The 21,738-nt window shown below is 41.0% G+C and carries 18 protein-coding genes and 1 tRNA gene; 3 read left to right on the top strand and 16 right to left on the bottom strand.

Annotated elements, in window-relative coordinates:
- Window positions 1-6: 6 nt before the first annotated feature.
- The 5 genes from IR083_RS15130 to IR083_RS15110 all read right to left on the bottom strand — a co-directional run bounded on the left by IR083_RS15130 (window position 7) and on the right by IR083_RS15110 (window position 2,367).
- Entirely contained in the window at window positions 7-435 is a 429-nt protein-coding gene (locus IR083_RS15130) for a hypothetical protein (RefSeq protein ID WP_194224952.1), read from the bottom strand.
- 4 nt (window positions 436-439) lie between these two features.
- Window positions 440-940, bottom strand: coding sequence for an RNA polymerase sigma factor (locus tag IR083_RS15125; RefSeq protein WP_006799906.1), 501 nt, complete (start codon window positions 938-940; stop codon window positions 440-442).
- 227 nt (window positions 941-1,167) lie between these two features.
- On the bottom strand, window positions 1,168-1,734 hold the full coding sequence (locus IR083_RS15120; RefSeq protein WP_194224951.1) for an RNA polymerase sigma factor: 567 nt from the start codon (window positions 1,732-1,734) through the stop codon (window positions 1,168-1,170).
- Window positions 1,735-1,740: 6 nt separating this feature from the next.
- Entirely contained in the window at window positions 1,741-2,124 is a 384-nt protein-coding gene (locus tag IR083_RS15115; RefSeq protein WP_006799908.1) for a hypothetical protein, read from the bottom strand.
- A 21-nt stretch (window positions 2,125-2,145) separates the two neighbouring features.
- Window positions 2,146-2,367, bottom strand: a complete 222-nt coding sequence (locus tag IR083_RS15110; protein ID WP_006799909.1) for a 4Fe-4S binding protein — start codon at window positions 2,365-2,367, stop codon at window positions 2,146-2,148.
- Window positions 2,368-2,660: 293 nt separating this feature from the next.
- Here IR083_RS15110 and IR083_RS15105 point away from each other — a divergent pair, with 293 nt between their 5' ends.
- Both IR083_RS15105 and IR083_RS15100 read left to right on the top strand, forming a co-directional pair.
- On the top strand, window positions 2,661-6,167 hold the full coding sequence (locus IR083_RS15105) for a proline dehydrogenase family protein (RefSeq protein WP_194224950.1): 3,507 nt from the start codon (window positions 2,661-2,663) through the stop codon (window positions 6,165-6,167).
- 122 nt (window positions 6,168-6,289) lie between these two features.
- Entirely contained in the window at window positions 6,290-7,195 is a 906-nt protein-coding gene (locus tag IR083_RS15100) for a nucleotidyltransferase (RefSeq protein ID WP_194224949.1), read from the top strand.
- Between the two features lie 86 nt (window positions 7,196-7,281).
- On the opposite strand, the gene IR083_RS15095 is transcribed toward IR083_RS15100, so the two are convergent.
- The 10 genes from IR083_RS15095 to IR083_RS15050 all read right to left on the bottom strand — a co-directional run bounded on the left by IR083_RS15095 (window position 7,282) and on the right by IR083_RS15050 (window position 20,040).
- Complete coding sequence (locus IR083_RS15095) at window positions 7,282-7,719, bottom strand: PepSY-like domain-containing protein (RefSeq protein ID WP_006799913.1); 438 nt, start codon at window positions 7,717-7,719, stop codon at window positions 7,282-7,284.
- Window positions 7,720-7,827: 108 nt separating this feature from the next.
- The gene (locus tag IR083_RS15090; RefSeq protein ID WP_194224948.1) at window positions 7,828-8,748 is read right to left on the bottom strand and encodes a hypothetical protein; all 921 of its coding nucleotides are present in this window, start codon (window positions 8,746-8,748) and stop codon (window positions 7,828-7,830) included.
- A 236-nt stretch (window positions 8,749-8,984) separates the two neighbouring features.
- Complete coding sequence (locus tag IR083_RS15085) at window positions 8,985-10,313, bottom strand: TolC family protein (RefSeq protein ID WP_194224947.1); 1,329 nt, start codon at window positions 10,311-10,313, stop codon at window positions 8,985-8,987.
- A 9-nt stretch (window positions 10,314-10,322) separates the two neighbouring features.
- Entirely contained in the window at window positions 10,323-11,447 is a 1,125-nt protein-coding gene (locus tag IR083_RS15080; RefSeq protein WP_194224946.1) for an efflux RND transporter periplasmic adaptor subunit, read from the bottom strand.
- Between the two features lie 263 nt (window positions 11,448-11,710).
- The gene (locus IR083_RS15075) at window positions 11,711-12,967 is read right to left on the bottom strand and encodes an ABC transporter permease (protein WP_006799917.1); all 1,257 of its coding nucleotides are present in this window, start codon (window positions 12,965-12,967) and stop codon (window positions 11,711-11,713) included.
- A gap of 20 nt (window positions 12,968-12,987) precedes the next feature.
- Window positions 12,988-14,247: an ABC transporter permease gene (locus tag IR083_RS15070; protein WP_194224945.1), complete on the bottom strand. Its 1,260-nt coding sequence runs from the start codon at window positions 14,245-14,247 to the stop codon at window positions 12,988-12,990.
- 101 nt (window positions 14,248-14,348) lie between these two features.
- Entirely contained in the window at window positions 14,349-15,044 is a 696-nt protein-coding gene (locus IR083_RS15065) for an ABC transporter ATP-binding protein (protein ID WP_006799919.1), read from the bottom strand.
- A gap of 468 nt (window positions 15,045-15,512) precedes the next feature.
- The gene (locus tag IR083_RS15060; RefSeq protein ID WP_194224944.1) at window positions 15,513-16,706 is read right to left on the bottom strand and encodes a pyridoxal phosphate-dependent aminotransferase; all 1,194 of its coding nucleotides are present in this window, start codon (window positions 16,704-16,706) and stop codon (window positions 15,513-15,515) included.
- Window positions 16,707-16,744: 38 nt separating this feature from the next.
- Window positions 16,745-17,962 (bottom strand): bifunctional 3,4-dihydroxy-2-butanone-4-phosphate synthase/GTP cyclohydrolase II, encoded by a 1,218-nt coding sequence (locus IR083_RS15055; protein WP_006799921.1) that lies wholly within the window; start codon window positions 17,960-17,962, stop codon window positions 16,745-16,747.
- 23 nt (window positions 17,963-17,985) lie between these two features.
- Window positions 17,986-20,040, bottom strand: coding sequence for an LptF/LptG family permease (locus tag IR083_RS15050; protein WP_194224943.1), 2,055 nt, complete (start codon window positions 20,038-20,040; stop codon window positions 17,986-17,988).
- A gap of 218 nt (window positions 20,041-20,258) precedes the next feature.
- On the opposite strand from IR083_RS15050, the gene IR083_RS15045 reads away from it, so the two are divergent.
- Window positions 20,259-20,332 (top strand) — tRNA-Met (locus IR083_RS15045).
- 163 nt (window positions 20,333-20,495) lie between these two features.
- On the opposite strand, the gene IR083_RS15040 is transcribed toward IR083_RS15045, so the two are convergent.
- Window positions 20,496-21,728: a glycoside hydrolase family 88 protein gene (locus IR083_RS15040; protein ID WP_006799923.1), complete on the bottom strand. Its 1,233-nt coding sequence runs from the start codon at window positions 21,726-21,728 to the stop codon at window positions 20,496-20,498.
- Window positions 21,729-21,738: the final 10 nt, after the last annotated feature.

The following is a 21,738-nucleotide window of genomic DNA, read 5'->3' as shown; positions in this document are numbered from 1 at the left end:
TTGTTTTTATTCTGTGAAAGAGTCCAGTATCCCTATCTGCGAATCAATGACATCGGCATCCACCTCCGATACATTTTCTATCGATATCAGCGCTTCGGAATTGATTGTTTGCATATTCGTTATTTTCTTACCGTCGATATACAGCATCGATTTGGCTGCTTCGCCTTCCATGTCTGTATGGACGGATTTTATGGTAAGAAGTATCAGTATACTTGCGGCTATGCTCACCCATGCATATACAGGTATTTTCTTTTTTTTCTTTTCAATGACGGCTTCCTTTCGTTCCTGTGAAAAGAAATTGAACATGGAAGCATACATTTTGTGTCGCTCTTCAATCTCCGGTTGCCGGAAATATTGCCGTAGTATCTTTTCTTCTTCGAGAGATGTTTCCCCGTCGAAGTATTTTTCTAATATTTTATCAATATCATTCATCATATTGTCATATTGCTTTATTGATACTTATAAATTTATCCCGGACCGTCTTCCGGGCTCTGGAGAGATTGACTCTCACCGTGGCGGCTTCGGCTCCCATAATTTCCGCTATCTCGTCCAATTCATAACCTTCCACATCGCGCATCAGCATTATTCTCCGCTGGGTTTCGGGCAACGTGTCTATAATTTTTCGAATGACAGTCACACTATCGTTTTGCTCGGTATATGTATATGGAGTAACGGCAGTAGTACTTACAGCCACATTGTCGATAGCGACATCGTAGCGTTCACTTCTTAATCTGTCGATACATATATTTTTCAATGTTTGCATTGCGAATCCTCCGATGTTGGGATGCGTATTGAGCTGACTGCGTACATTCCATAGCCTCAAGAATGTTTCCTGAACAGCATCTTCCGCGTCAATATCATTCTTTAGTATACCCTTTGCAAAAATCTGCAGTTTTTCACGTAAGGGTATCACTGTCGATTTAAATCTCTCTAATTCCATTTTAAGGTCTCAGACCTATTTGTTATTTATATAGATAACGTAGGTCTCCAAAATTTGTAACATCGGATATAATCTTTTTTATAAAAATAGTAAAGTCTTATGTAGATTGCGGTATAAGCGTGTTTATTTTTCACAGATATTTATGTGGTCGAAAGCTGTATATAATGATAAAAGGAATGAGATGGAGGTAGTTGTAGATAAAAGGATGAAAAAACGAAATTCAATTGTTAACTATAGAGCAACTCGTCATACAGGTCTTTTAATCGCTCGCGCAGATGCAGCACTGCATAGCGTTTACGGGAGATAAGCGTATTGACTCCTATACCGGTCGCTTCGGATATTTCTTTAAAAGAGTAACCTTCCAGCTCTGTCAGTTCGAATATTTCGCGCTGCTCTTCCGGTAGTTCGGCCAGAGCCGCTTCCAGTTCTACCCAAACCAGAGAACGTAGATATTCTGTTTCGGGAGATGAGTCTTCGTCGAGTAATAACCCTGTAACCTCGGCAAGGAAAAGTTCCTCACCGTTGTCGGAGATAACGGTCTTCATCTCCTCTTCCCTGTGTTTACGGCTACGGTCTATTATCTGGTTGTTGGCAACCGAATAGAGCCATGCCGAAACCTGTTCGATAGGCTTTTCTATCAGGTCGATCTTCGAAAGCTGGTAGAAGACATTCTGCAAGATGTCTTCCCCGTCTTCTTTAGAGAATACCCGTTTGGAGATATAATTCCTGAGTTGTGTCCGGTATTTTTTGAAAATACCGGAAGCGTCCTGCTCCTGTGGCAAATCTGTTGTCATATTTGCTTATTCTGGCTTATTGCCGGATTGAGAATTTTCTCTGTTTTCTTTGAATCGTTCTCCGAAGGAATGTGCTGCTCTCATATGTTCTCGGATATAGTCACGGCGTTCGTCCCGTGACATACCTTTCATACGTTCTCTCAGATCGTGAAAGTGGCGATGATCGTGATGGCCCCGTCCTCTGAAAAAATGACCTTTTCCAAACCGTCCGAATCCTCCGAGCAAGAGGCGACACAGTATCATTAAGCCTGCGGCCTGCCAGTAATTTATTGCAGTCCAGCCTACGATGGATGGTATCAGAGCATTCCAGAGTAACATAACTATGGCTATGGACGCGGCAAACACTGCTATAAATATCAATATACCTAAAAACTTCTTTTTCTTATTCATCTTATTATTTATTATCCGTTATTATGCTGTTATTAATTCTATTGCATCCGAAGGGCATACAAATTCACACTTCCCGCATCCGGCACATCTTTCGGGATATTCCACTGTTGCATAACTGCGTCCGTCTTTGTATGTCATGCCGATAACTTTACGACGGCATTTTTCCACACAATTTTCGCAGCCGGTGCATTTTCGTTCGAATATTTGTAAAGATATGACTTCACGGCTTCTTCTGTTAAACATTTTATACTTGTTTTTATTTTCATACTCATTTTTATAAGTAAGATGCATCCCTATAAACTATGACGAACAAGGCGAAAAAATATTTTAAATTATTTCGTATTTAATTCTATCGGTTTTGACTCACCTTTGGGTGAGTCTCTTCTTTTGTGTTTAATGACTGATTAACATTATTTGTTAATCCTTCCGCGCAAGTATAACAACTCTTGTTATTTTTTTGTCTCAAATCATCTTTATTCTCACACTTTTATTTTAACTTAGAACAAAAAATAACCCAGTTAATACTTAATGCGCTAATGGAAAAAATCACATCTACAGAAGTCCTCGAATGGGCAAAACAATTTCTCGACAAAGCAGAAAAAGAGTTAACTCCGCAGGAAGTAAAAGAGCAGAAGAAATATGCTTCACTTATACAAACACCTGCCAATAAAACATTGTTGTCCAAAATGTTGGATGAGTCTTCTCAGGTAAGAGACAATAAGAAGCTGGCAAAGCGGATGAAGCTCTTGATCGAAGAATATGGTGTTCCTGATTTTTTCAGTCCGTTCGACCGTTTTCAGCTAAGGCTGTTTACAAGCATAGGATATCTGTTCGAAGGTATTTCTATTCCCCTGTTTAAAGAAAGATTGCGTAAAGAAACTGATAAAATAATCATTTCGGAAGAACGTCCTGCCCTTACCGGACACCTGTCAGGCAGATGGAAAAGTAAGATAGGACAGAATGTGAACCTGTTGGGCGAAGTTGTACTTGGAGATGGGGAAGCCAATCACCGTTACCTGCATTATCTGGAAGCGCTGAAAGAGCCGGATATCAATTATATTTCCATTAAGCTGTCAGGTATTTACGCGCAGATACATCCGTTAAGCTACGAACAGAATAAAAAAGAACTCTGTAAACTGGTAGCCACAATATATCAGCAGGCAATAGATTATCCGTATACAGATCAGGACGGGGTTACAAAACCGAAGTTCGTGAATCTGGATATGGAAGAATATAAAGATACGGAACTCACTCTCGACGTATTCGAAGAAGTATTGAGCATGCCGCAGTTCAAAAATTACAGTGCCGGTATCGTGGTACAGGCCTATCTTCCCGATGCGGGACTGTTTCAGGAACGTTTGTTGAAGTTTGCCAGGAAACGTTATGCCGAAGGAGGCGCACCGCTGAAAATGCGTCTGGTGAAAGGTGCGAACCTGCAAATGGAAAGCATTATTTCATCATTGAAAGGATGGACAAACCCTGTATTACCTACCAAAGTAGATGTGGATGCGAATTATATGCATATTCTCGATATTGCTTTACAGCCCGAAAATGCAGAAGCGATGCATGTGGGCGTAGCTTCCCACAACTTTTTCAGTATTGCCTACGCTTATTTGCTGAGCGAAAAATATAGAACATCCGAATATGTGACTTTCGAAATGCTGGAAGGTATGGCAAACAACCTGCCGCGTGTGATGCGCAATTTCGGAAAACAGATCATACTATATACACCGGTTGTGAAAAAGGAACATTTCCTTAATGCTGTGTCTTATCTGGTGCGCCGGTTGGATGAAAATACGGGAAAGGATAATTTCCTTAGCTATTCCTTCAATCTGAAACTGGATAGTCCGCAATGGAACTTTCTTGCTAACCAGTTTGCAGAAGCGTATAACCAGAAAGACAGTGTGCAACCTAAATCTTTCCGTTCACAAAACCGGAAAGAAAAGCCCGTTCCGGTAAAAGATATCAATGTATTCCGTAACGAACCCGATACCGATCTCGACCTGCATGAAAATCGTGAATGGGCTTTGGAATCGCTTCGTAAATGGGGCACATTGGTAAATGACAAGAATTTTATTGTGCCTGTGCAAATAGGGGATAGGGAAGAGATAACCGCACATAAGAAAAAATATTACGACCGCAGCCGAAATGATGAGGTCTGCTTCTGTGAAGCCAACCTTTCCTCATTGGAACAGATAAAGGAAATAATCGCTATTGCCGGGGAGGACAAACCGGAGTGGAGAAAGACCTCTGTAAATAGACGCAACGAAATACTTCATCAGGTAGCCGATAACCTGAGTGCCAAACGTGGCGACCTTATAGGCTGCATGTCTGCTATTACTGGCAAGACCTTTATGGAAGGAGATGTGGAGGTGTCGGAAGCTATCGATTTCTGTCGCTTCTATCCCATCACAATGAAGCATTTCGATGAACTGAAAACAGTAGAAAATACACCAAAAGGTATAATCCTTGTTATCCCGCCTTGGAATTTCCCTCTGGCTATCCCTGTCGGGGGAGTAGCTGCTGCATTGGCTGGGGGTAATACGGTGATACTGAAACCTGCGACTGTTGCTTTGCCTGTCGCCTGGGAATTTGCTAAATGTTTCTGGGACGCAGGTGTGCCAAAAGAGACATTGCAGGTGGTATGCAGCGCCGACCGTTCATCATTGAACTATCTCACAGCACATCCATCTATCAAGCATGTAATACTTACAGGTGGGACGGATACCGCATTCCGCTTATTGGAAAACAGTCCGAAGACACCGCTTTCAGCTGAAACAGGGGGGAAGAATGCTATCATACTTACAGGCAACGGCGATCAGGATCATGCGATATTAAATGTTGTGTCTTCAGCATTTAGCAATGCAGGACAAAAATGTTCGGCATGTTCGCTCTTATTGCTTGATAAGAAGACATACAATGATGAAAATTTCAAATCGAAGTTGAGGGATGCGGTGACCAGTATGCGTACTGGTAGTGTTTGGGACACAATGAATATGGTGGGGCCGATGATAACCAACGACAACGATAAACTCTTGCATGCAATAGAAAACCTTGAAGAAGGAGAATCGTGGCTTGTGGCACCGGAATTTCTCGATGAAAAGAAGTATATGCTCAAACCTACTGTAAAATGGGGGGTGAAGCCGGCGAGCTTTACATTCAGAAACGAGTTGTTCGCTCCACTTTTGTCTGTTGTCTGTATCGATGATTTGGAGCAGGGCATCGAATTTGCCAATTCGTCTGAATATGGGCTTACGGCAGGATTACAAAGTCTGGATGAAGAAGAGCAATTGCTGTGGAAGAACAGTATCGAGGCCGGAAACCTATATATAAACAGGGGGATTACGGGCGCAATCGTCAATCGTCAACCGTTTGGCGGAATGAAACGTTCTGCATTTGGCGGAGGGATCAAAGCCGGAGGGCCTAATTATGTGTCCTGCTTTGTGGAATTTGCTGAAAATGAAGTTCCTGTAACCTCTGTTAAATCTCAGTTGAGCGATCTGGTAGATACCGATAAAGATAAAAACCGCTTGAACTATGCCGCGGAAAGCTATAAGAACGCTTGGGGTACGGAGTTCTCTTTAGAAAGAGATGTAAACCATATCTATGGCGAAGAAAATATATTCCGCTACCTGCCGTTGAAGAGTATAGGCGTGCGTGTTCAGGAAGATGATGACCTGTGTGATATTTTGCTGATTCTTTTGGCTGTAACAATAGCTAAGGCTCCTGTTACTGTAAGTATTTCCGGTTCGGACAGTAAATTGCAGGCTATAGAGAAAGCAGCTTTGACTTTATTGGGGATCGTTATCAAAATGCAGGACGAAGACAGGTTTGTGGAAGAGATAGAGAACTATGAACGTATCCGCATTTGTTCTCCGGCTGCATCCGATGCTATATATCTGAAAGCAGCAAAACTTGGCAAACATATCGCAAATAACAAACCCCTTGCGGAAGGACGTCTCGAAATGCTTCATTATCTGAAGGAGCAAAGCATTGCTTACGAATATCACCGATACGGAAGTATATTCGGAGATGATAAATAATATGGCGGCTTTGATAAATTTTAGCTATATTTGTGGTTACCTCTTTTTGTGAGGACAATTCCGGATTACTGTAATCCGACAGAAAAACGAAATCCAAATATAACATTCAAATAAAGGAAAAGATGAAACCTACATTGTTTATTTTGGCGGCCGGAATGGGTAGCCGCTACGGAGGCCTCAAACAGCTTGACGGACTTGGCCCTCATGGGGAGACCATCATGGATTACTCTGTGTATGATGCTATACAGGCAGGTTTTGGCAAAATAGTATTTGTTATCAGACACTCTTTTGAGAAAGAATTCAGAGAAAAAGTGATTTCTAAATATGAGGACAAAATATCTGTAGAGGTCGTTTTTCAGGAATTAGACTATATTCCTGCAGGGTTTGTTCCGAATCCCGAAAGAGAAAAGCCGTGGGGGACAAACCATGCCTTGCTGATGGGGAAAGATGTTATCAAGGAGCCTTTTGGTATTATCAACGCCGATGATTTCTATGGTCGTTCCAGTTTTCAGATTTTAGCAGGTATGCTCAAGACTATGGGCGATAAGACCCGTAGCTATTGTATGATAGGCTATCTGTTAGGTAATACCCTTTCCGAAAGCGGAACAGTGGCGCGTGGTGTATGTCAGCTCGACGATGAAAATTATCTGACCAAAGTCGTAGAACGGACGCAGATAGAACGTATCGATGGTGTTCCCTGCTACAAAGACGAAGATGGTACATGGAAAAAACTGACCGATACAACTCCTGTATCGATGAATATGTGGGGGTTCACACCCGACTATTTCGACTTGTCGGAAAAAAGTTTTGAAAACTTCCTGAAAGAAAACCAGAACAACCTCAAGGCTGAATTTCTGATTCCTACGGTGGTTAACGATTTGGTAGAGAAGAAAGAAGTAAAAGTGAAACTGATAAATACACCATCGGTCTGGTTTGGTATTACATACGCCACCGATCGTCCTGAAGTAGCCTTACGCATACAAGAACTGGTAGATGAGAGGATTTATCCTGAAAAGCTCTTCGGATAATCTTATACTTTTACATAAAAAAGGGAAAGTCTTCTTTATCGATGCTTTCCCTTTTTGCGTATATAGTAAGGTCTGGAAGATTCCTTTTAGTGAGATACCTTGATTAAATTACCTGTCTGATTGAAATTCAATTCGGCCGCATCTGCTAATTTTACCCTATAGCCGTACGATTTATGTTTCACCTTTACAATAGCTTTCTGTGGGTAGTTTTTCGCTATATAGGCAATTGCAGGCTTAGGTAATATATCTATAATGCTTTTGGGTAGGGGGGTATAGTCACTTTCTATTTCTTCCCAGTCGCCGTTCCCGTCAAACTGTACCTTAATACCATTTTTGTATTTTACCTTACACTCTCCGTCTTTTGCATCATACTTTAGTTTATCTATCTCGTATTTACTGAAATGCCTGTCCAGAAATACCTGCACCTTTTCAGGTATATTATTTCTGTATTGCAAAGAAGGGAAAGTATTAACCTTTGTAGCACAGCTCAATAATAATATGGACAGTACCAAATATATTCTCATAACAATCTTTATTTATTTTGTATAAAGCAGAGTACCCTATACAGACGGTACCCTGCTATTATTGTGGTTTTGTAAAGACTATAAAAGTTTGGTTTGATCTATAATAATTTAGTATTTCTCATTGTTCTCGTACCACCGGAAAACTATAACGCCCATGCCTGATGCTGAGTTTATCTGAAAACCTCCTCCATTCAGTTTACCTTGTACTTTCGTCTTCGAAGTCGTTCCTTTGAAATTAGAACTATTGAGTATATATGCATTGATATTTGTAGAGGACTGCAAGTCTAAAGTGGCTTTAGTATCTTTCGGTAATACCAGTTGAATATTCCCCTTGGATAGTTTTGTATTCATGGATTCCGAAGCACTCGTATTAATCATTCCTATATATCCGGATTCGGATTCTACTGTAAAGTTCCTACCCGACGAATCAATATATTTGATTGATCCGGATATGGACTTAGCAGTATGATTGTTTCCACTTATGTTTTTCACCATGATACTACCTTTGGCTATACTTAGAGCTGTGGATACGCTTTCAGGTGTGAAAATCTTGATAGAGACCCTTAGCTTACCGTAGTCTGTACCTTGTATTACGCCACTCTTTTCAGAAACATTGGCTACTATTTCAGTATCGTTGGCATATGATTCTATGTTATAATACTTCTCCAGAATTGCTTTTGCTTGTTCATCAGATAAGTCTATACTTTCGTTGTCAGCCTTTGCATAGATATATATAGCTGTTTGTTCTTTATAACCACCGAATACAGCTATATGCCCATTTTGAGTGGTGGAAGCAGATACCTTTTTTATCGGGTGAGTGCTTAGCGCATATGTCCTCATATATCTGATTGAATCCCCCAAATAAGCCGCATCTGTAGGAATGCTTAAAACATCGTTCTTTGATGGACCCTCGACTACATCTACAATATTATTGTCTATTATATCATCTTCATCAGAACTGCAAGCAGGTGTAATCAGAAGAAGTAGCCCTGTGATTAAGCTAGCTGCAAGATTGAAATACTGTTTCATAATGTTGTCTTTTATTAATAATGGTTTGTGTATAGCTTATATTATAATTACAGATGCAAAGCTAAATGAAGAACCTGTAGAAAATCTGTAGAGGGGGTAGAACAGGCTTAAGCTTTCTGCCAGATGTGATCCTTTGTCTGTTTGAGCATTCATATCAATGCAAAAAAAGCCCTGTGATTTTATATATCACAGGGCTTTAATCATTATGGAAGGCGCTTCACTAAACTACTATATCTTTATTCTATATCGATTTCTTTACCTTGATAGAAATCCAGAATCTTTGCTCTGAATATGAAATCGTATTTCGCTTGTATACGTTCCGATTTGCTGGTCAGTAATTTTGTTTGGGCTTCGTTAAATTCAAATACAGTCGATTTACCAATGTCGTAACGTTCACGGGCATATTTGAACGATTCGTCAGCGGCTTCATAAGCCTTACTTGCCGAATTATACTTGGCCTGGGACGAAACTGCACTCTGGTATGCTTGCTGAATCTCTTTATATAATGCAAGTTTCACATTGTCAAGCGCTAAATTCTGGTTCTCGATGCTTAGGCGTGCACTTCGTACTCTGTTTCTTGTTTCGAAACGGTTAAAGATAGGAATACTTAAGCTAAAACTCAAATTTTCTGAGCCGAAATCTTTGATTTGCCTACTGAAACTTGCAGTATTCTTCCCCGCGATACTCTGGTAGAAGGTGCTATAACCTGCGCTGAAGTTAAGGGTAGGCCAATAACCTGCCTGAGCTACTTTCAGACTTTTTTTGCTGCTCTCAAGTTTATATTCAGCTTCCTTTATATGAGGTTTAATACCCAGAGCCATCTGATAGACCTGATTTGGCGGAAGTACGCTCCCCAGATTATTATCTACTATATTGTCTACTTTCGGCTCTTCAATATCGAAAGCGTCGTTCGATGCAAGGTTCAGGGCCTGAGACAAATTCAGGAGCGACAGAGCCAGGTCATTGTCGGCCATTGTCACGTTCGATTCATCTTTTGCCAACTGTGCCTTTATGTCATACAATTGCGATGTCGGTACTTTGCCTGATTCGACCAGCATACTGGTGCGCTCTACCTGCTGTTTGCTCAATCCTGCCTGCTCCTGATATGCCTTGAGTATTTCTTTTTTGAACAATACATCGAGGTATAAGGATACCACCTGTAATTCCAGGTTCTCCTGAGCTTTTTTCAAACCCTCCATTGCTGCCTGTAAAGTCAGTTCATCGGCCTTTATCTGGTTAGGAATCCTGAAACCAGTGAATATAGGGACAGAGGTCGATACACTGAATGACGAACGGGATGAGTTTACTGCTTCGGAGACGTTTGTACCCAAAGTAGACCGCCCGAAGTTGAAACTTTGTCCCATACTGGCATTCAGGTCGGGCAGACGGCTGTTTTTACTGGTGCTCAGGTTTATTTCCGAGTTTTTTACATCCAGCGATTGCTGTTTCAGTTCTATATTATTCTCGACGGCATAATCGACACATTGTCTTAGTGTCCATTTGTTCTGAGCCTGAGAACATAGACAAACAAGTAATAAACTGCACGATATTATATATTTTTTCATATGCGTCTGTTAATTTTTAGGAGCTTCTTTTGGCTTGTCCGAAACTTCATTGCCTCTGACTTTCTGGCCTTTGCTGAGTCCCTCTTTTACTTCTACTTTTATTCCGTCCGATAATCCTACTTTTACCAGCTTTTTGTCAAATACCTGCTTGTGGTTGGTAGTGTCTGTCAGTATATAAACGAAAGATGAATCGTTGCTGAATGTGATTGTACTTTCGGGTATGGTCAATACCTTTTCCACTTTAGCCAATACGATCTCGGCGTTGGCGCTATATCCGGCTCTCACCATCACTGTATCGGGGATGCGGGCGGCAGCCTTTATTTCAAACAGGATGGCTCCGTTTTCCTCTACTCCTTTAGGTGCGATATACTCTAATATTGCATCAAATTTTTTACCTTCAATAGCCCCTACCGACAGTTTGATCGGCATACCTGTATGTACGCGGCCTACTTCAGTTTCGTCTATCTTTCCGATGAATATCATATCATTCATGTTTGCTACAGTGGCGATAGTGGTACCGTCGTTGAATGTGTTGGCCTGTATCACCGAGTTACCGGCTTTTACCGGTACATCCAATATCATACCTGTGATGGTAGAACGGATTTGTGTGTTGCTATATTGTGCCGTTTTTTTAGATATACCGGTTTTTACGATATCCAGATTGTCTTTCGAATTTTCCAGTTCCTCGATAGCCTTTTTGTAATCGGCATCCGATTTGTCCATTTCTTCTTTGGCTATCACTCCCTTCGAAAACAGGTCTTTTTGTCGTTCATGTTCAGCTCTTACCTGTGTAAGGTTAATCTGTGCTACATTCACGCGTGATTCGGCAGAGTTCAACTGGGCAACTTCGGGTATAACCTTTACGGTGGCAATAATATCTCCCTGTTTTACAAAGTCACCTGCTTCTTTAAGAACCTCCGATATAATACCGGATATCTGCGGCTTGATTAAAATTTCATCACGGGGCGATACTTTACCTGTTGCTACTGAAGTATTTTCCACATTTCCTTCTTCAACGGTAATGATTTCGTATCTGACTTCTTTAGGCTGCGATTTTTTCCAAAGGAAAAAGAATGTGCCAAGGACCACTAATCCTATAATCACAAACAGTGCTATTCTGAGAACCTTTTTCATATAATATATAGTTTACAATTTTTTTCTGTTATATTATTAATCATCATCCAAAAAGTAACAAAGGTTACACTATTTACAGTTAACAGTAAACAGTTAGCAGTCAACAATTAGAACTCCTTTATACTTACTACTTGTTAAAAGGTAACAAAGGTTACAACTTTATCATACTTTTTGATGTGTCACATTTTTTATTTTACCGTCTCTGACTCTACAGAGGCTTGTATGTTTACGGCAATGAGCCGGCTATTTATATATAGATAAATTTATTCGTCCCTGATAGCATCTATCGCTTTCACACTGAGTGCCCGCATGGCAGGCATGAGGCCTGCAAAAATTCCCGATGCGATGAGTATTCCCATGGCAGCCATTGCTGTACCAAAGGAAACTAACGGAGGTAAGAAAATCATATCTTCGTTATTCATACTACTCATTCCCTGACTTATCATACTTAAAATAAGCACACCAAAGAAAAATCCCGAAAATCCAGCGATTGCTGTCAATACGAAACTCTCACTCATTATTTGCAACATAACGGAAAGCGGTTTGGCTCCTATCGCCCTGCGCACGCCGATTTCCCGGGTACGTTCCCGTACGGTGACCAGCATGATATTACTTATCCCTATGATACCGGACATAAGGGCTCCTATTCCAACAAACCAAATCAATATATCAATTCCGCTGAACAGGTTGTTGAATATCTGGAACTCTTTCTCTATATTGAAACTGCCTATTGCCTTTTCGTCCGAGGGGGATATGCTGTGTGCGGCCTTTAAGATGCTTTTTACCTCTTGTTCTACGACTGATGCCGGATAGCCGGGCTTGGCGGTGCATGCCATGAAATAAATATCCTGTCCCTGATTGAAAGCCCTCTGGGTGGTGGAGAATGGTAAGAATACAGACGATTCCACATCTCCTCCAATGGATATTTTCGATTTTGGCCGGATGACTCCTATCACTTGAAAGTAAATCCCATTTACTCTGATATACTTTCCTATAGGGTCTTCGCTTTTGGCGAATAATGTTTCGTAAACCTCCCGGCCAATAATACAGACTTTGCGACTCTTATCTATATCTATCTCATTAAACAGGCGTCCTTGCAGAACGTGCTGGCCTTCTATCTTAAAGTGTTCAGTATATATGCCTCTGACGCCATAGCTTCCCGATTTATTCCCGTTAACTACATTTTTGTCACCGCCGCCAATAAACAGTACCGGAGATACATATTCTACCGATTTGGCTTTATCTCTTATTGCTTGCACATCTTTTGTCTTCATCGTCCACTGACGGCCTTTCCGGAACCCATCATAAGGTTCACTTGTACGTTGTGTCCAGAAGAAGCAGGAATTGGAGGCAAAAGCCTCGAAGTTTTTATATATTCCTCCTTGCAAGGAACCTCCCAGTCCGATGAGCAGAATAAGCATGAAAAGCCCCCAAAATACTCCAAAGCCTGTAAGAAAACTCCGAAGCTTGTTTCGCTTGATGGTAATCCATATCTCCTGCCAGTTATCTAAATCAAACATATTGCGCTAATTTAATTTTTTTATTCTGCCCGCATAGCTTCTATCGGACTTATCTTTGTCGCTTTCAGCGCAGGCATAAATCCCGATACGACACCCGCTATTATCATGACGATAGTTGCTTTAAAGATAGTTGATAAATCGACCGAAGGATCTTTGAATATCGGGGGCCCGTCGGTAGGCATGCTAAATATCAGATCGGTCATCAGCCCGAATTCATTTATGGCTATTCCCCCCATCATTCCTATATAGCCGGCGATGGTAGTTATAAGAATGGATTCAAATATGATCAGTCTCAATATCGAGCCTGATTTTGCACCTATTGCTTTTCGTATCCCTATTTCCCTTGTCCGTTCTTTTACTGTTATCAACATTATATTGCCTACGCCTACTATTCCTGCCATGAGCGAAGCCCCGCCTATTATCCATAAAAATATATTGATACCTGAAAAAATCATGTTTGCTTCAATCATGTCTTCAGCGGTATTACGGATGTAGAGGGCAGATCTGTCGGCGGGATCGAACTCGTGCAGTTTTCCGAGTTTTTGACGCAATCTTTCTGTGAAATCCTGATTCTGTTTCAATGTATTTAACCCGACTATGGTGAAATCGATTTGCCGGAATCCAAAGCCTTTACTATAGAGCATCTGAGCAGTTGTGAAAGGAATGTACGCCGGAGGGCTGTTACGGAATTCATTTTCGTCGTCATAAATCCCGATCACCTGATATGCCATATTGTTATCAGCGATCACATATTTTCCTAAAGGGTCCTGATCTTTAAATAATATCTTTTTTATTTCCTGATTGATAACTATTACTTTTCTGCGATTATCCACATCAATTTTATTCAGAAAACGACCTTCCCCGCTTCTTACCTTGATATTATTTATATATGCTGCATCTTGAGAAACCCCGTCAAGCGACCATGAACCATATTCCTGCAGATAAGACAGGTTGACGGTCTTACTTATCCGTGCGGAAACATATTGTACTTCCGGAATCTTATTTTTTATCAGGTCATAATCCCGTCCGTCAAATTTGATCTCTCTGTTGGTGGGAAATCCTTTATACGGCATCGAGGTCCATCCCGGCCACAAGGTAACTGAATTCTGGGCTCTACGGGAAAAGTTTGAAGTTACTCCGTTTTTCAGTCCATTTCCGGTTCCTAGCAGGACTATCAGCATAAATATACCCCAAGCCACAGCAAAGCCTGTAAGGGTGGTGCGCAGCTTATTTTTACTGATGGTTGAGAGTATTTCCCGTAGTGAGTCAAAATCAAACATAGAAAAAGGTGTTATTTAAGGAATGGACAGATTTTATATATTTCAATAACTCTTACTCATTCCTGTTGTTTTACTTACCGGATAATAAAGGGCCTGTGGCCTTACATCTCTATTACAGGATTCTCGTTTATCTCTATCGAACCTATTATACCGTCTTTTATATGTATTACGCGGTCGGTCGCATTGGCTACAGCCTGTTCGTGCGTTACGATAAGCATTGTGATACCATCGTTTGTATTTATCTCTCGCAACAATTGCATTACGTCTCTTGACGTTGTACTATCTAATGCACCCGTAGGTTCGTCGGCCAGTATTACCTGGGGCTGTGCTATGAGTGCACGCGCTATGGCAACACGCTGCTTCTGTCCTCCCGATAATTCGTTGGGCAAATGGTCGGCATGACTTGCCAGTCCCATTTTGTCTAGGTATTCCATTGCCAGCTTATTCCGTTTCTTACGGTTCATCCCCTGATAATAGAGGGGCAATGCGACATTTTCCATTGCATTTTTGAATGAAATAAGGTTGAAAGACTGGAAAATAAAACCTATCTTCTTGTTTCTCAATTCGGCTGCATATGTCTCGCTCGGTTTATTTATCAAAACATTGTCGAGATAATACTGACCCGTGTCGTAATTGTCCAGTATACCGAGAATATTCAATAGAGTGGATTTACCCGAACCGGAAGCTCCCATGATGGAAACCAGCTCTCCTTTCTCAACTTCCAGATTGATCCCCTTCAAAACGTGCAAAGGAGCGCCGTTATAGTAGGTCTTGTTCAAGTTATTAATTCTTATCACGCTTATTAACTGTTAGATATGAAAATTATGAACACACAAATATAGATTTTATTATAAAGTGTTAGCGCTCGAGCCAGAACTTTTATACTTATATGTCGCAAAAAAAATAAAAAGGTTACAATCTTTTTGTTTTTTAACATTTTTGTATTCACATTGCCACATTACTTTATAAAAAATGTGGCTTTTGTGTATTATATGAGTTATTTCTGAATAACGAATCTTATATAACTAATGATTCGCATTAAGTATTAGGGCAAACGCATCAAAATTCCTAAAGTTGTTTTCAGCCTCATGTAGGGGCGTATTGCATACGCCCAATTGTGATATTTTGCTATGCGGGCGTATGCAATACGCCCCTACGGGCCTTCGATAGAAGTTGAACAATTTGATGCGTTTGCCCTGATTAAGTATTAAAGGCTGGCTTCCAATAAGGAACCAACCTTTGTTCTTTATCTGTAGATGTTATGTTTACTTCAATTTCCCCAACGTCTCTTTCACCCGTCTCATAGCCTCTACAATATTCTCGTCAGAAGTAGCATATGAAAAACGGATATAGTCCGGTGCTTCGAATGCAAGTCCGCCCACACAAGCCACATGGCCTTCTTCGAGCAGGAACATCGCGAGATCAGCCGATGTATTTATTTGCCGTCCATTGTACGACTTACCAAGATAATAGCTGCATTCTGGGAACAGATAGAAAGCCCCTTCCGGCTTATTCACCTTAAATCCTTCTATCTCAGACGCCAGCTTCACAATCAGGTCGCGACGGCGTTGGAATGCCAGTCTCATGTCTTCCACGCATTGTTGTTCTCCCAGATAAGCCGCTTCGGCAGCCTTCTGAGCTATGGATGAAGCCCCTGAAGTATATTGTCCCTGCAATTTGTTACAAGCCGAAGCGAGCCACTGAGGTGCGGCTACCCATCCCAGACGCCAGCCTGTCATGGCATATGCTTTGGATACTCCGTTGATAATGGCAACACGGTCTTTGATATTTTCGAACTGGGCAATGCTCTCATGTTTTCCCAGATAGTTAATATGTTCGTATATCTCGTCCGCAATGATGATGATGTTCGGATGCTTGGCCAATACATTTGCTATTGCCTCCAGTTCGGCTTTAGAATAGATGCTGCCTGTAGGATTCGAAGGCGAGCATAATATAATAGCCCTTGTCTTTGGCGTAATAGCTGCTTCCAGTTGCGCAGGAGTCATTTTAAAATCCTGTTCGATACCTGTGCGTATTACCACACTTTTACCTTCCGCCAGTTTCACCATTTCTACATAACTAACCCAGCATGGAGCAGGGATAATCACTTCGTCACCCGGATTGACAACACAAAGTACCACATTACAAACGTCCTGCTTTGCTCCATTAGAACAAATAATCTGCTCAGGCTTATAGCTAAGTCCGTTTTCTGTTTCCAGCTTTTTGCATATTGCCTGCCGCAGCGACAGATAGCCGGGCACGGGTGTATAGAAAGAAAAGTTATCGTCGATAGCTTTTTTTGCAGCTTCTTTTACATGGGCGGGGGTGAAGAAATCAGGTTCCCCTACACTCAGGTTGATAACATTGATGCCCTGAGCTTTTAGCTCATTGCTTTTCTGAGACATAGCCAAAGTCTCCGATACTGCAAGACTTGCTATACGTGCTGATACTTGTGACATAGTTGTTTATTATATTTAGGTTATTGACCTTTTCTTGATTAATCTACATTATGTAAATCGTGCCCCATACGCTCTTTTTTCGTATGCATATAGAACTCGTTATATTTGTTAGGTGTAACTTCGATAGGCACATTGCCTACTACAGTCAGTCCGAAAGATTCTAATCCCTTTCGCTTGACAGGGTTATTGGTTAATAATCGCATCTTACTGACACCTAATTCTCTTAGGATGGCTGCTCCTACGCCATAGTCGCGTTCGTCGGCACGGTAACCAAGATGAAGGTTTGCATCTACTGTATCGTATCCTTCTTCCTGAAGTTTGTAGGCTTCCATCTTTGCCATTAGCCCGATTCCGCGTCCTTCCTGATTAAGATATACGATTACACCTTTTCCTTCTTTCTGGATCATCTCCATTGACTTGTGCAGCTGTTCGCCACACTCGCAACGCTTAGAGCCGAATATGTCGCCTGTAACGCATGATGAGTGTACACGGACAAGGATAGGTTCATCTTTCTCCCATGTTCCTTTTATAAGTGCTACATGTTCCAGTCCTGTCGATTTTTGTTTGAAAGGAATCAGATGAAAATGCCCGTATTCGGTAGGCATATTCACTTCCGCCCCTTTTTCGATCAGTGATTCTCTTTCCAGTCTGTATTTTATAAGATCGGCTACCGAAATTAATTTCAGATTATATTTGTCGGCCATTTCGCGTAATTCGGGTAGGCGCGCCATTTCTCCGTCTTCTTTCTTTATCTCTATCAGAACTCCTGCGGGATATAATCCGGCAAGGCGGGCAAGGTCTACGGCTGCTTCTGTATGCCCGATGCGGCTAAGTACACCTTTGTCTTTGGCACGTAGAGGGAAAATGTGTCCGGGACGCCCAAAATCTTCAGGCTTGGTGTCTTTACGGGTCAGTGCAAGTATTGTTTGCGCCCTGTCGTAGGCTGATATTCCGGTGGTTACACCATTTTTGAGTAAATCTATAGATACTGTAAAAGGTGTGGCATGAGTTGCAGTGTTGTGAGTAACCATCATTGGTAAATCAAGTTCTTCACAACGTTCTGCTGTAATGGGTGCACAAATAAGGCCTCTGGCATGTGTCTCCATAAAATTTACCTTTTCCGGAGTGATGGCTTCCGCGGCAATGATGAGGTCTCCTTCATTTTCGCGGTCTTCATCATCGACAACAATAACGAAGTTGCCATTCCTTATTTCTTCTATGGCTTCTTCTACTGTATCCAGTTTTATTTTTTCCATATTATATATCTTTCCTTAAAAACTTAAGAGTATGAAATGATTTCAACTTCTTTTTTATCCTTGCCTATCTGTCTGGTAACATAGAAATATACGAGAGGATAGAACATAAATGAGAATATTACAATAAAGAAATGGTATAGTTTAGACCGCTTCTTTATATTGGTGTAAAAAGCAAAATAGTAAAACATCGACCGTATAAACAAGAATAGATACGAAACGTCGATGATCCATGAAAACCCTGTCAGATTGGTTATCAGGAGGAAGATGCATAAGATATAACCTGCCATAGTCCATTTAGAACTATAGTCATACAGGAATTCGGCATTATCCATATATTGTGCGTCTTGTTTATCTATGATCCCGCCTATTTCAGCTCCTCTTTCTTTCAGGATACTCAGGGCGGCCAGCTGCATATCCTTTTCGTAATTATATTTCTTATAATTCTGTATCAAATCCCGTAGTTTGTCGGTATCCATAGCGCGTAGACCATTAAGGATTTCGGGTTGAAGATCGAGCTCCGATACATCAGGTATTTTTTTGACAATAATATTGCGCCTTTCATCGCTGATCTTTGGAGGAGTCTTTATAAAGAAGATCTTCCGTATAAATTTACCATATGCTTCAGGATTGAATAAGGCGGAATCATTCATCGCTTTATAAGTGAGGAATACGCCTAACGGGAATAATGCGAATGAACTGAGCCACATACCCTGCCACGCTTCCCAGACGCCGTCGCGAGCCATTTTATAGCCAATGTTGTCTATAATATAGTAGACTATAAATAACGCGACAGACACAACTACAGGCATCCCTAATCCACCTTTGCGTATAATCGCGCCCAAAGGAGCGCCTATGAAGAAGAAGATAAGACAGGCAAAAGATAGGGTGAATTTGCGATGCCTCTCTACTTCGTGAAACCTGATGTTTTTTTGAAGTCCTGCTTTTTGGGTAGACTCCAGCATGTTGTAACGGCTATTCTCGGCTTCGCTGGCAGCAGACATTAAATGTTGCGCCATTTCGTCTCTGCTGTATGAATTCAGTAAGGAATCGAAATCAATTTTTGCCGGTTGTTCCTTTTTTTGTAGGGCTTTAGGTTTCTCTACTTTGAGCGAATCGGCTTCTTTAAGCCTGTTTTGATAGGCTTCAGTATTCCGGTATGAGAAATATGTGTGTTGGCCGATTATTTTCCGGTCCCTGATATTTACACTATCCAGTCGCGCACTCATGGAGTCGATGGAGTGGGAGAGCTGAACGATATTTTTGGATATCTGTGTTCCTTCCAGATTGGATTCATCCATGCGGTCAAATCCTGTATTGAACGGAATAATAACTTCTTTTTCCTTGAAATTCTCCCGGCTATAGGGCGCAAATTGATTATTGTTTCTGCTACTTGTGCTATTAACATCGGCTTGCCGGAAATTAGCGAACTGCTGCCCGTGATACAGGTTTAATAAAAGAAAGGTTTTGTCTTCCGAACCTCTCATCAGGGCCGAATCGCAAACTATTACAGCCATGTTGTCAAAGCCTTTGGATGTATCGTATATCATCACTTCGTGCAACATCTTGGTTTCGCGATTTTTCTTCTTCACATACAGGTTATAGTTTGGAATGTCGCTATAAAAAGAGCCTTCAGGGATATCCAGTTCGGGCGATTTCTGCTTGATTGACCATAACAACGCCCTTAATTTAACCTGAATACGGGGCATTGCCTCATTCTGAAAAAAGAATGCGCCAATGGAAATAAATGCGACAAGTATTATCAGAGGCTTCATCGCTTTAAGTAGCGAGACTCCGGATGCTTTGATGGAAAGTAATTCGAGCCGCTCGCCCAGATTACCGAATGCCATAAGCGAAGCCAATAGCAGAGACAAAGGCAGCGCCATTGGTATTAGCTGGAAGGCGGCATATAGAAAGAGTTCGGCTAAGACCGAAATGTCGAGCCCTTTACCAACAAGGTCTTCGACATAACGCCACAAGAATTGCATCAGTACAATGAACAAACATATCACAAATGTCATAGCAAAGACAGGTAGGAATGTTTGGATGACGAATGTATATAGTCGTTTAATTTTTAGCATTAACTACAGATACTCAAATTGAGTACAAAAGTAGTAAAAAGAAAAATGTTAAGGCAAATATTATGATGAAAGATATTGTTCTTAATCTTTATTAGTGAATTTATATAGGCTTATAAGCTTCATTTAATGAGAGGATGGAAATATTTTTGTTATTTTCCAGCCGGAAGTTTGTATTATATAAAATAATCTTCTATTTTTGCACCCGCTAACATAAAGTTGGCGGGATAGCTCAGATGGTTAGAGCGCATGATTCATAATCATGAGGTCCCGAGTTCAATTCTCGGTCCCGCTACGAAGAAAAGAGAGTTTTACACAGCGTGTAAAACTCTCTTTTGCTTTAATTATATTATAATGTGGATAATGGGAGGTGAATCCTGTAAGGAATAAGTCAAAAATTATCTTTGCTACAATGATAATACGAGTACCTAAACTCTTTCAAAAATCAGGATTCGATATTAACCCTTGAGGTTTTCAATAACAGATAGTCCATTCATCATTTTCTTATACCTTATCAAGGCTTCGATATAGTAATAGTCTGCATAATTGATCGCAGCGTCCACTTCTGAGCCATTAGGCCAATGTCCAACACTATGCAATAAGAATGACGGTTTACACGCTCCACTCTGGAATTTATCCGAAGAAAGTTCAATGAGCATGTTTATTGCAGCAGTTTTATATTCTTGTGCTTTTTGTGGATTATCTTCCAATTGAGATAGTTCCAAAAGTCCCGAAGCAACGATTGCCGCCGCCGAAGCATCACGTGGCTCGTTTGGAATATTAGGTGCATCGAAGTCCCAGAAAGGTACATATTCGTCTTTTGGTAACCTGTTTAAATAAAGATCTGTTACTTTTTCTGCAAAGCGTAAGAAGGTTTTATCCTGTGTTTCACGGTAAACCATCGCGTAACCATAAATAGCCCAAGCCTGTCCCCTTGCCCAAAGAGTGCTGTCGGCATATCCCTGGTGGGTGACCCCTTTGATAAAATCTCCTGTAATGGTGTCATAAACTGCTACGTGATAATTCCCACCATCCTCACGGAAATGATGTTTCATAGTGGTCTCTGCATGCTTTGTAGCAATTTCGTAAAGTTTTTTGTCACCGCCATTTTTGGCTGCCCAAAACAGCATTTCCAGATTAATCATATTATCCATGATTGTATTATGCGGCCAATTATTAGGTTCTACTTCGCGTGGCCATGACAGGATTGTTCCTACTTTCGGATTGAACAGGGTAGCAAGTGTATCGGCTGCATTCAGGATGATCTGCTTATATTTCTCATTTCCGGTTAAACGATAAGCATTTCCATAGCTACAAAATATCTGAAAGCCGAGGTCATGATCATAAGCCGGAAGTTTGGTGAGTGGTTCCAGCAAGTCGGTATAATAAGTTGCTACATCCGCATCTGTGGGGTTTTTTGTGTTTTCGTAATTATACCAAAGTATGCCGGGCCAGAAGCCAATGGTCCATTCACTAATTTCTATAGGGACAAGTTTCCAATGGGTCAGGCTGTCCATGATATTGCGTGGCATCATCTGCTTGCCGGATATTTCAGATAATGTCCTTTGTATTTGTGTATTACAATAGATCAGGTTTTTATCTACATCAAAGTCTTCTGATGTGTTTTTCTGTGTGCAGGAGAACAGTAATAAAGAGGTACTGATTCCTAAAATGACATTTCTTAGTTTCATATATGTTTTA

The organism is Dysgonomonas sp. GY75 (genome assembly GCF_015234155.1).
Taxonomy (GTDB): Bacteria; Bacteroidota; Bacteroidia; order Bacteroidales; family Dysgonomonadaceae; genus Dysgonomonas; species Dysgonomonas gadei.
This window is presented reverse-complemented; position numbering and strand designations above follow the sequence as displayed.

Bases quoted from the DNA above. Each gene is read 5' to 3' on its own strand.
- IR083_RS15130 (WP_194224952.1), bottom strand. From the start codon at position 435: ATGATGAATGATATTGATAAAATATTAGAAAAATACTTCGACGGGGAA.
- IR083_RS15125 (WP_006799906.1), bottom strand. From the start codon at position 940: ATGGAATTAGAGAGATTTAAATCGACAGTGATACCCTTACGTGAAAAA.
- IR083_RS15120 (WP_194224951.1), bottom strand. From the start codon at position 1,734: ATGACAACAGATTTGCCACAGGAGCAGGACGCTTCCGGTATTTTCAAA.
- IR083_RS15115 (WP_006799908.1), bottom strand. From the start codon at position 2,124: ATGAATAAGAAAAAGAAGTTTTTAGGTATATTGATATTTATAGCAGTG.
- IR083_RS15110 (WP_006799909.1), bottom strand. From the start codon at position 2,367: ATGTTTAACAGAAGAAGCCGTGAAGTCATATCTTTACAAATATTCGAA.
- IR083_RS15105 (WP_194224950.1), top strand. From the start codon at position 2,661: ATGGAAAAAATCACATCTACAGAAGTCCTCGAATGGGCAAAACAATTT.
- IR083_RS15100 (WP_194224949.1), top strand. From the start codon at position 6,290: ATGAAACCTACATTGTTTATTTTGGCGGCCGGAATGGGTAGCCGCTAC.
- IR083_RS15095 (WP_006799913.1), bottom strand. From the start codon at position 7,719: ATGAGAATATATTTGGTACTGTCCATATTATTATTGAGCTGTGCTACA.
- IR083_RS15090 (WP_194224948.1), bottom strand. From the start codon at position 8,748: ATGAAACAGTATTTCAATCTTGCAGCTAGCTTAATCACAGGGCTACTT.
- IR083_RS15085 (WP_194224947.1), bottom strand. From the start codon at position 10,313: ATGAAAAAATATATAATATCGTGCAGTTTATTACTTGTTTGTCTATGT.
- IR083_RS15080 (WP_194224946.1), bottom strand. From the start codon at position 11,447: ATGAAAAAGGTTCTCAGAATAGCACTGTTTGTGATTATAGGATTAGTG.
- IR083_RS15075 (WP_006799917.1), bottom strand. From the start codon at position 12,967: ATGTTTGATTTAGATAACTGGCAGGAGATATGGATTACCATCAAGCGA.
- IR083_RS15070 (WP_194224945.1), bottom strand. From the start codon at position 14,247: ATGTTTGATTTTGACTCACTACGGGAAATACTCTCAACCATCAGTAAA.
- IR083_RS15060 (WP_194224944.1), bottom strand. From the start codon at position 16,706: ATGTCACAAGTATCAGCACGTATAGCAAGTCTTGCAGTATCGGAGACT.
- IR083_RS15055 (WP_006799921.1), bottom strand. From the start codon at position 17,962: ATGGAAAAAATAAAACTGGATACAGTAGAAGAAGCCATAGAAGAAATA.
- IR083_RS15050 (WP_194224943.1), bottom strand. From the start codon at position 20,040: ATGCTAAAAATTAAACGACTATATACATTCGTCATCCAAACATTCCTA.
- IR083_RS15040 (WP_006799923.1), bottom strand. From the start codon at position 21,728: ATGAAACTAAGAAATGTCATTTTAGGAATCAGTACCTCTTTATTACTG.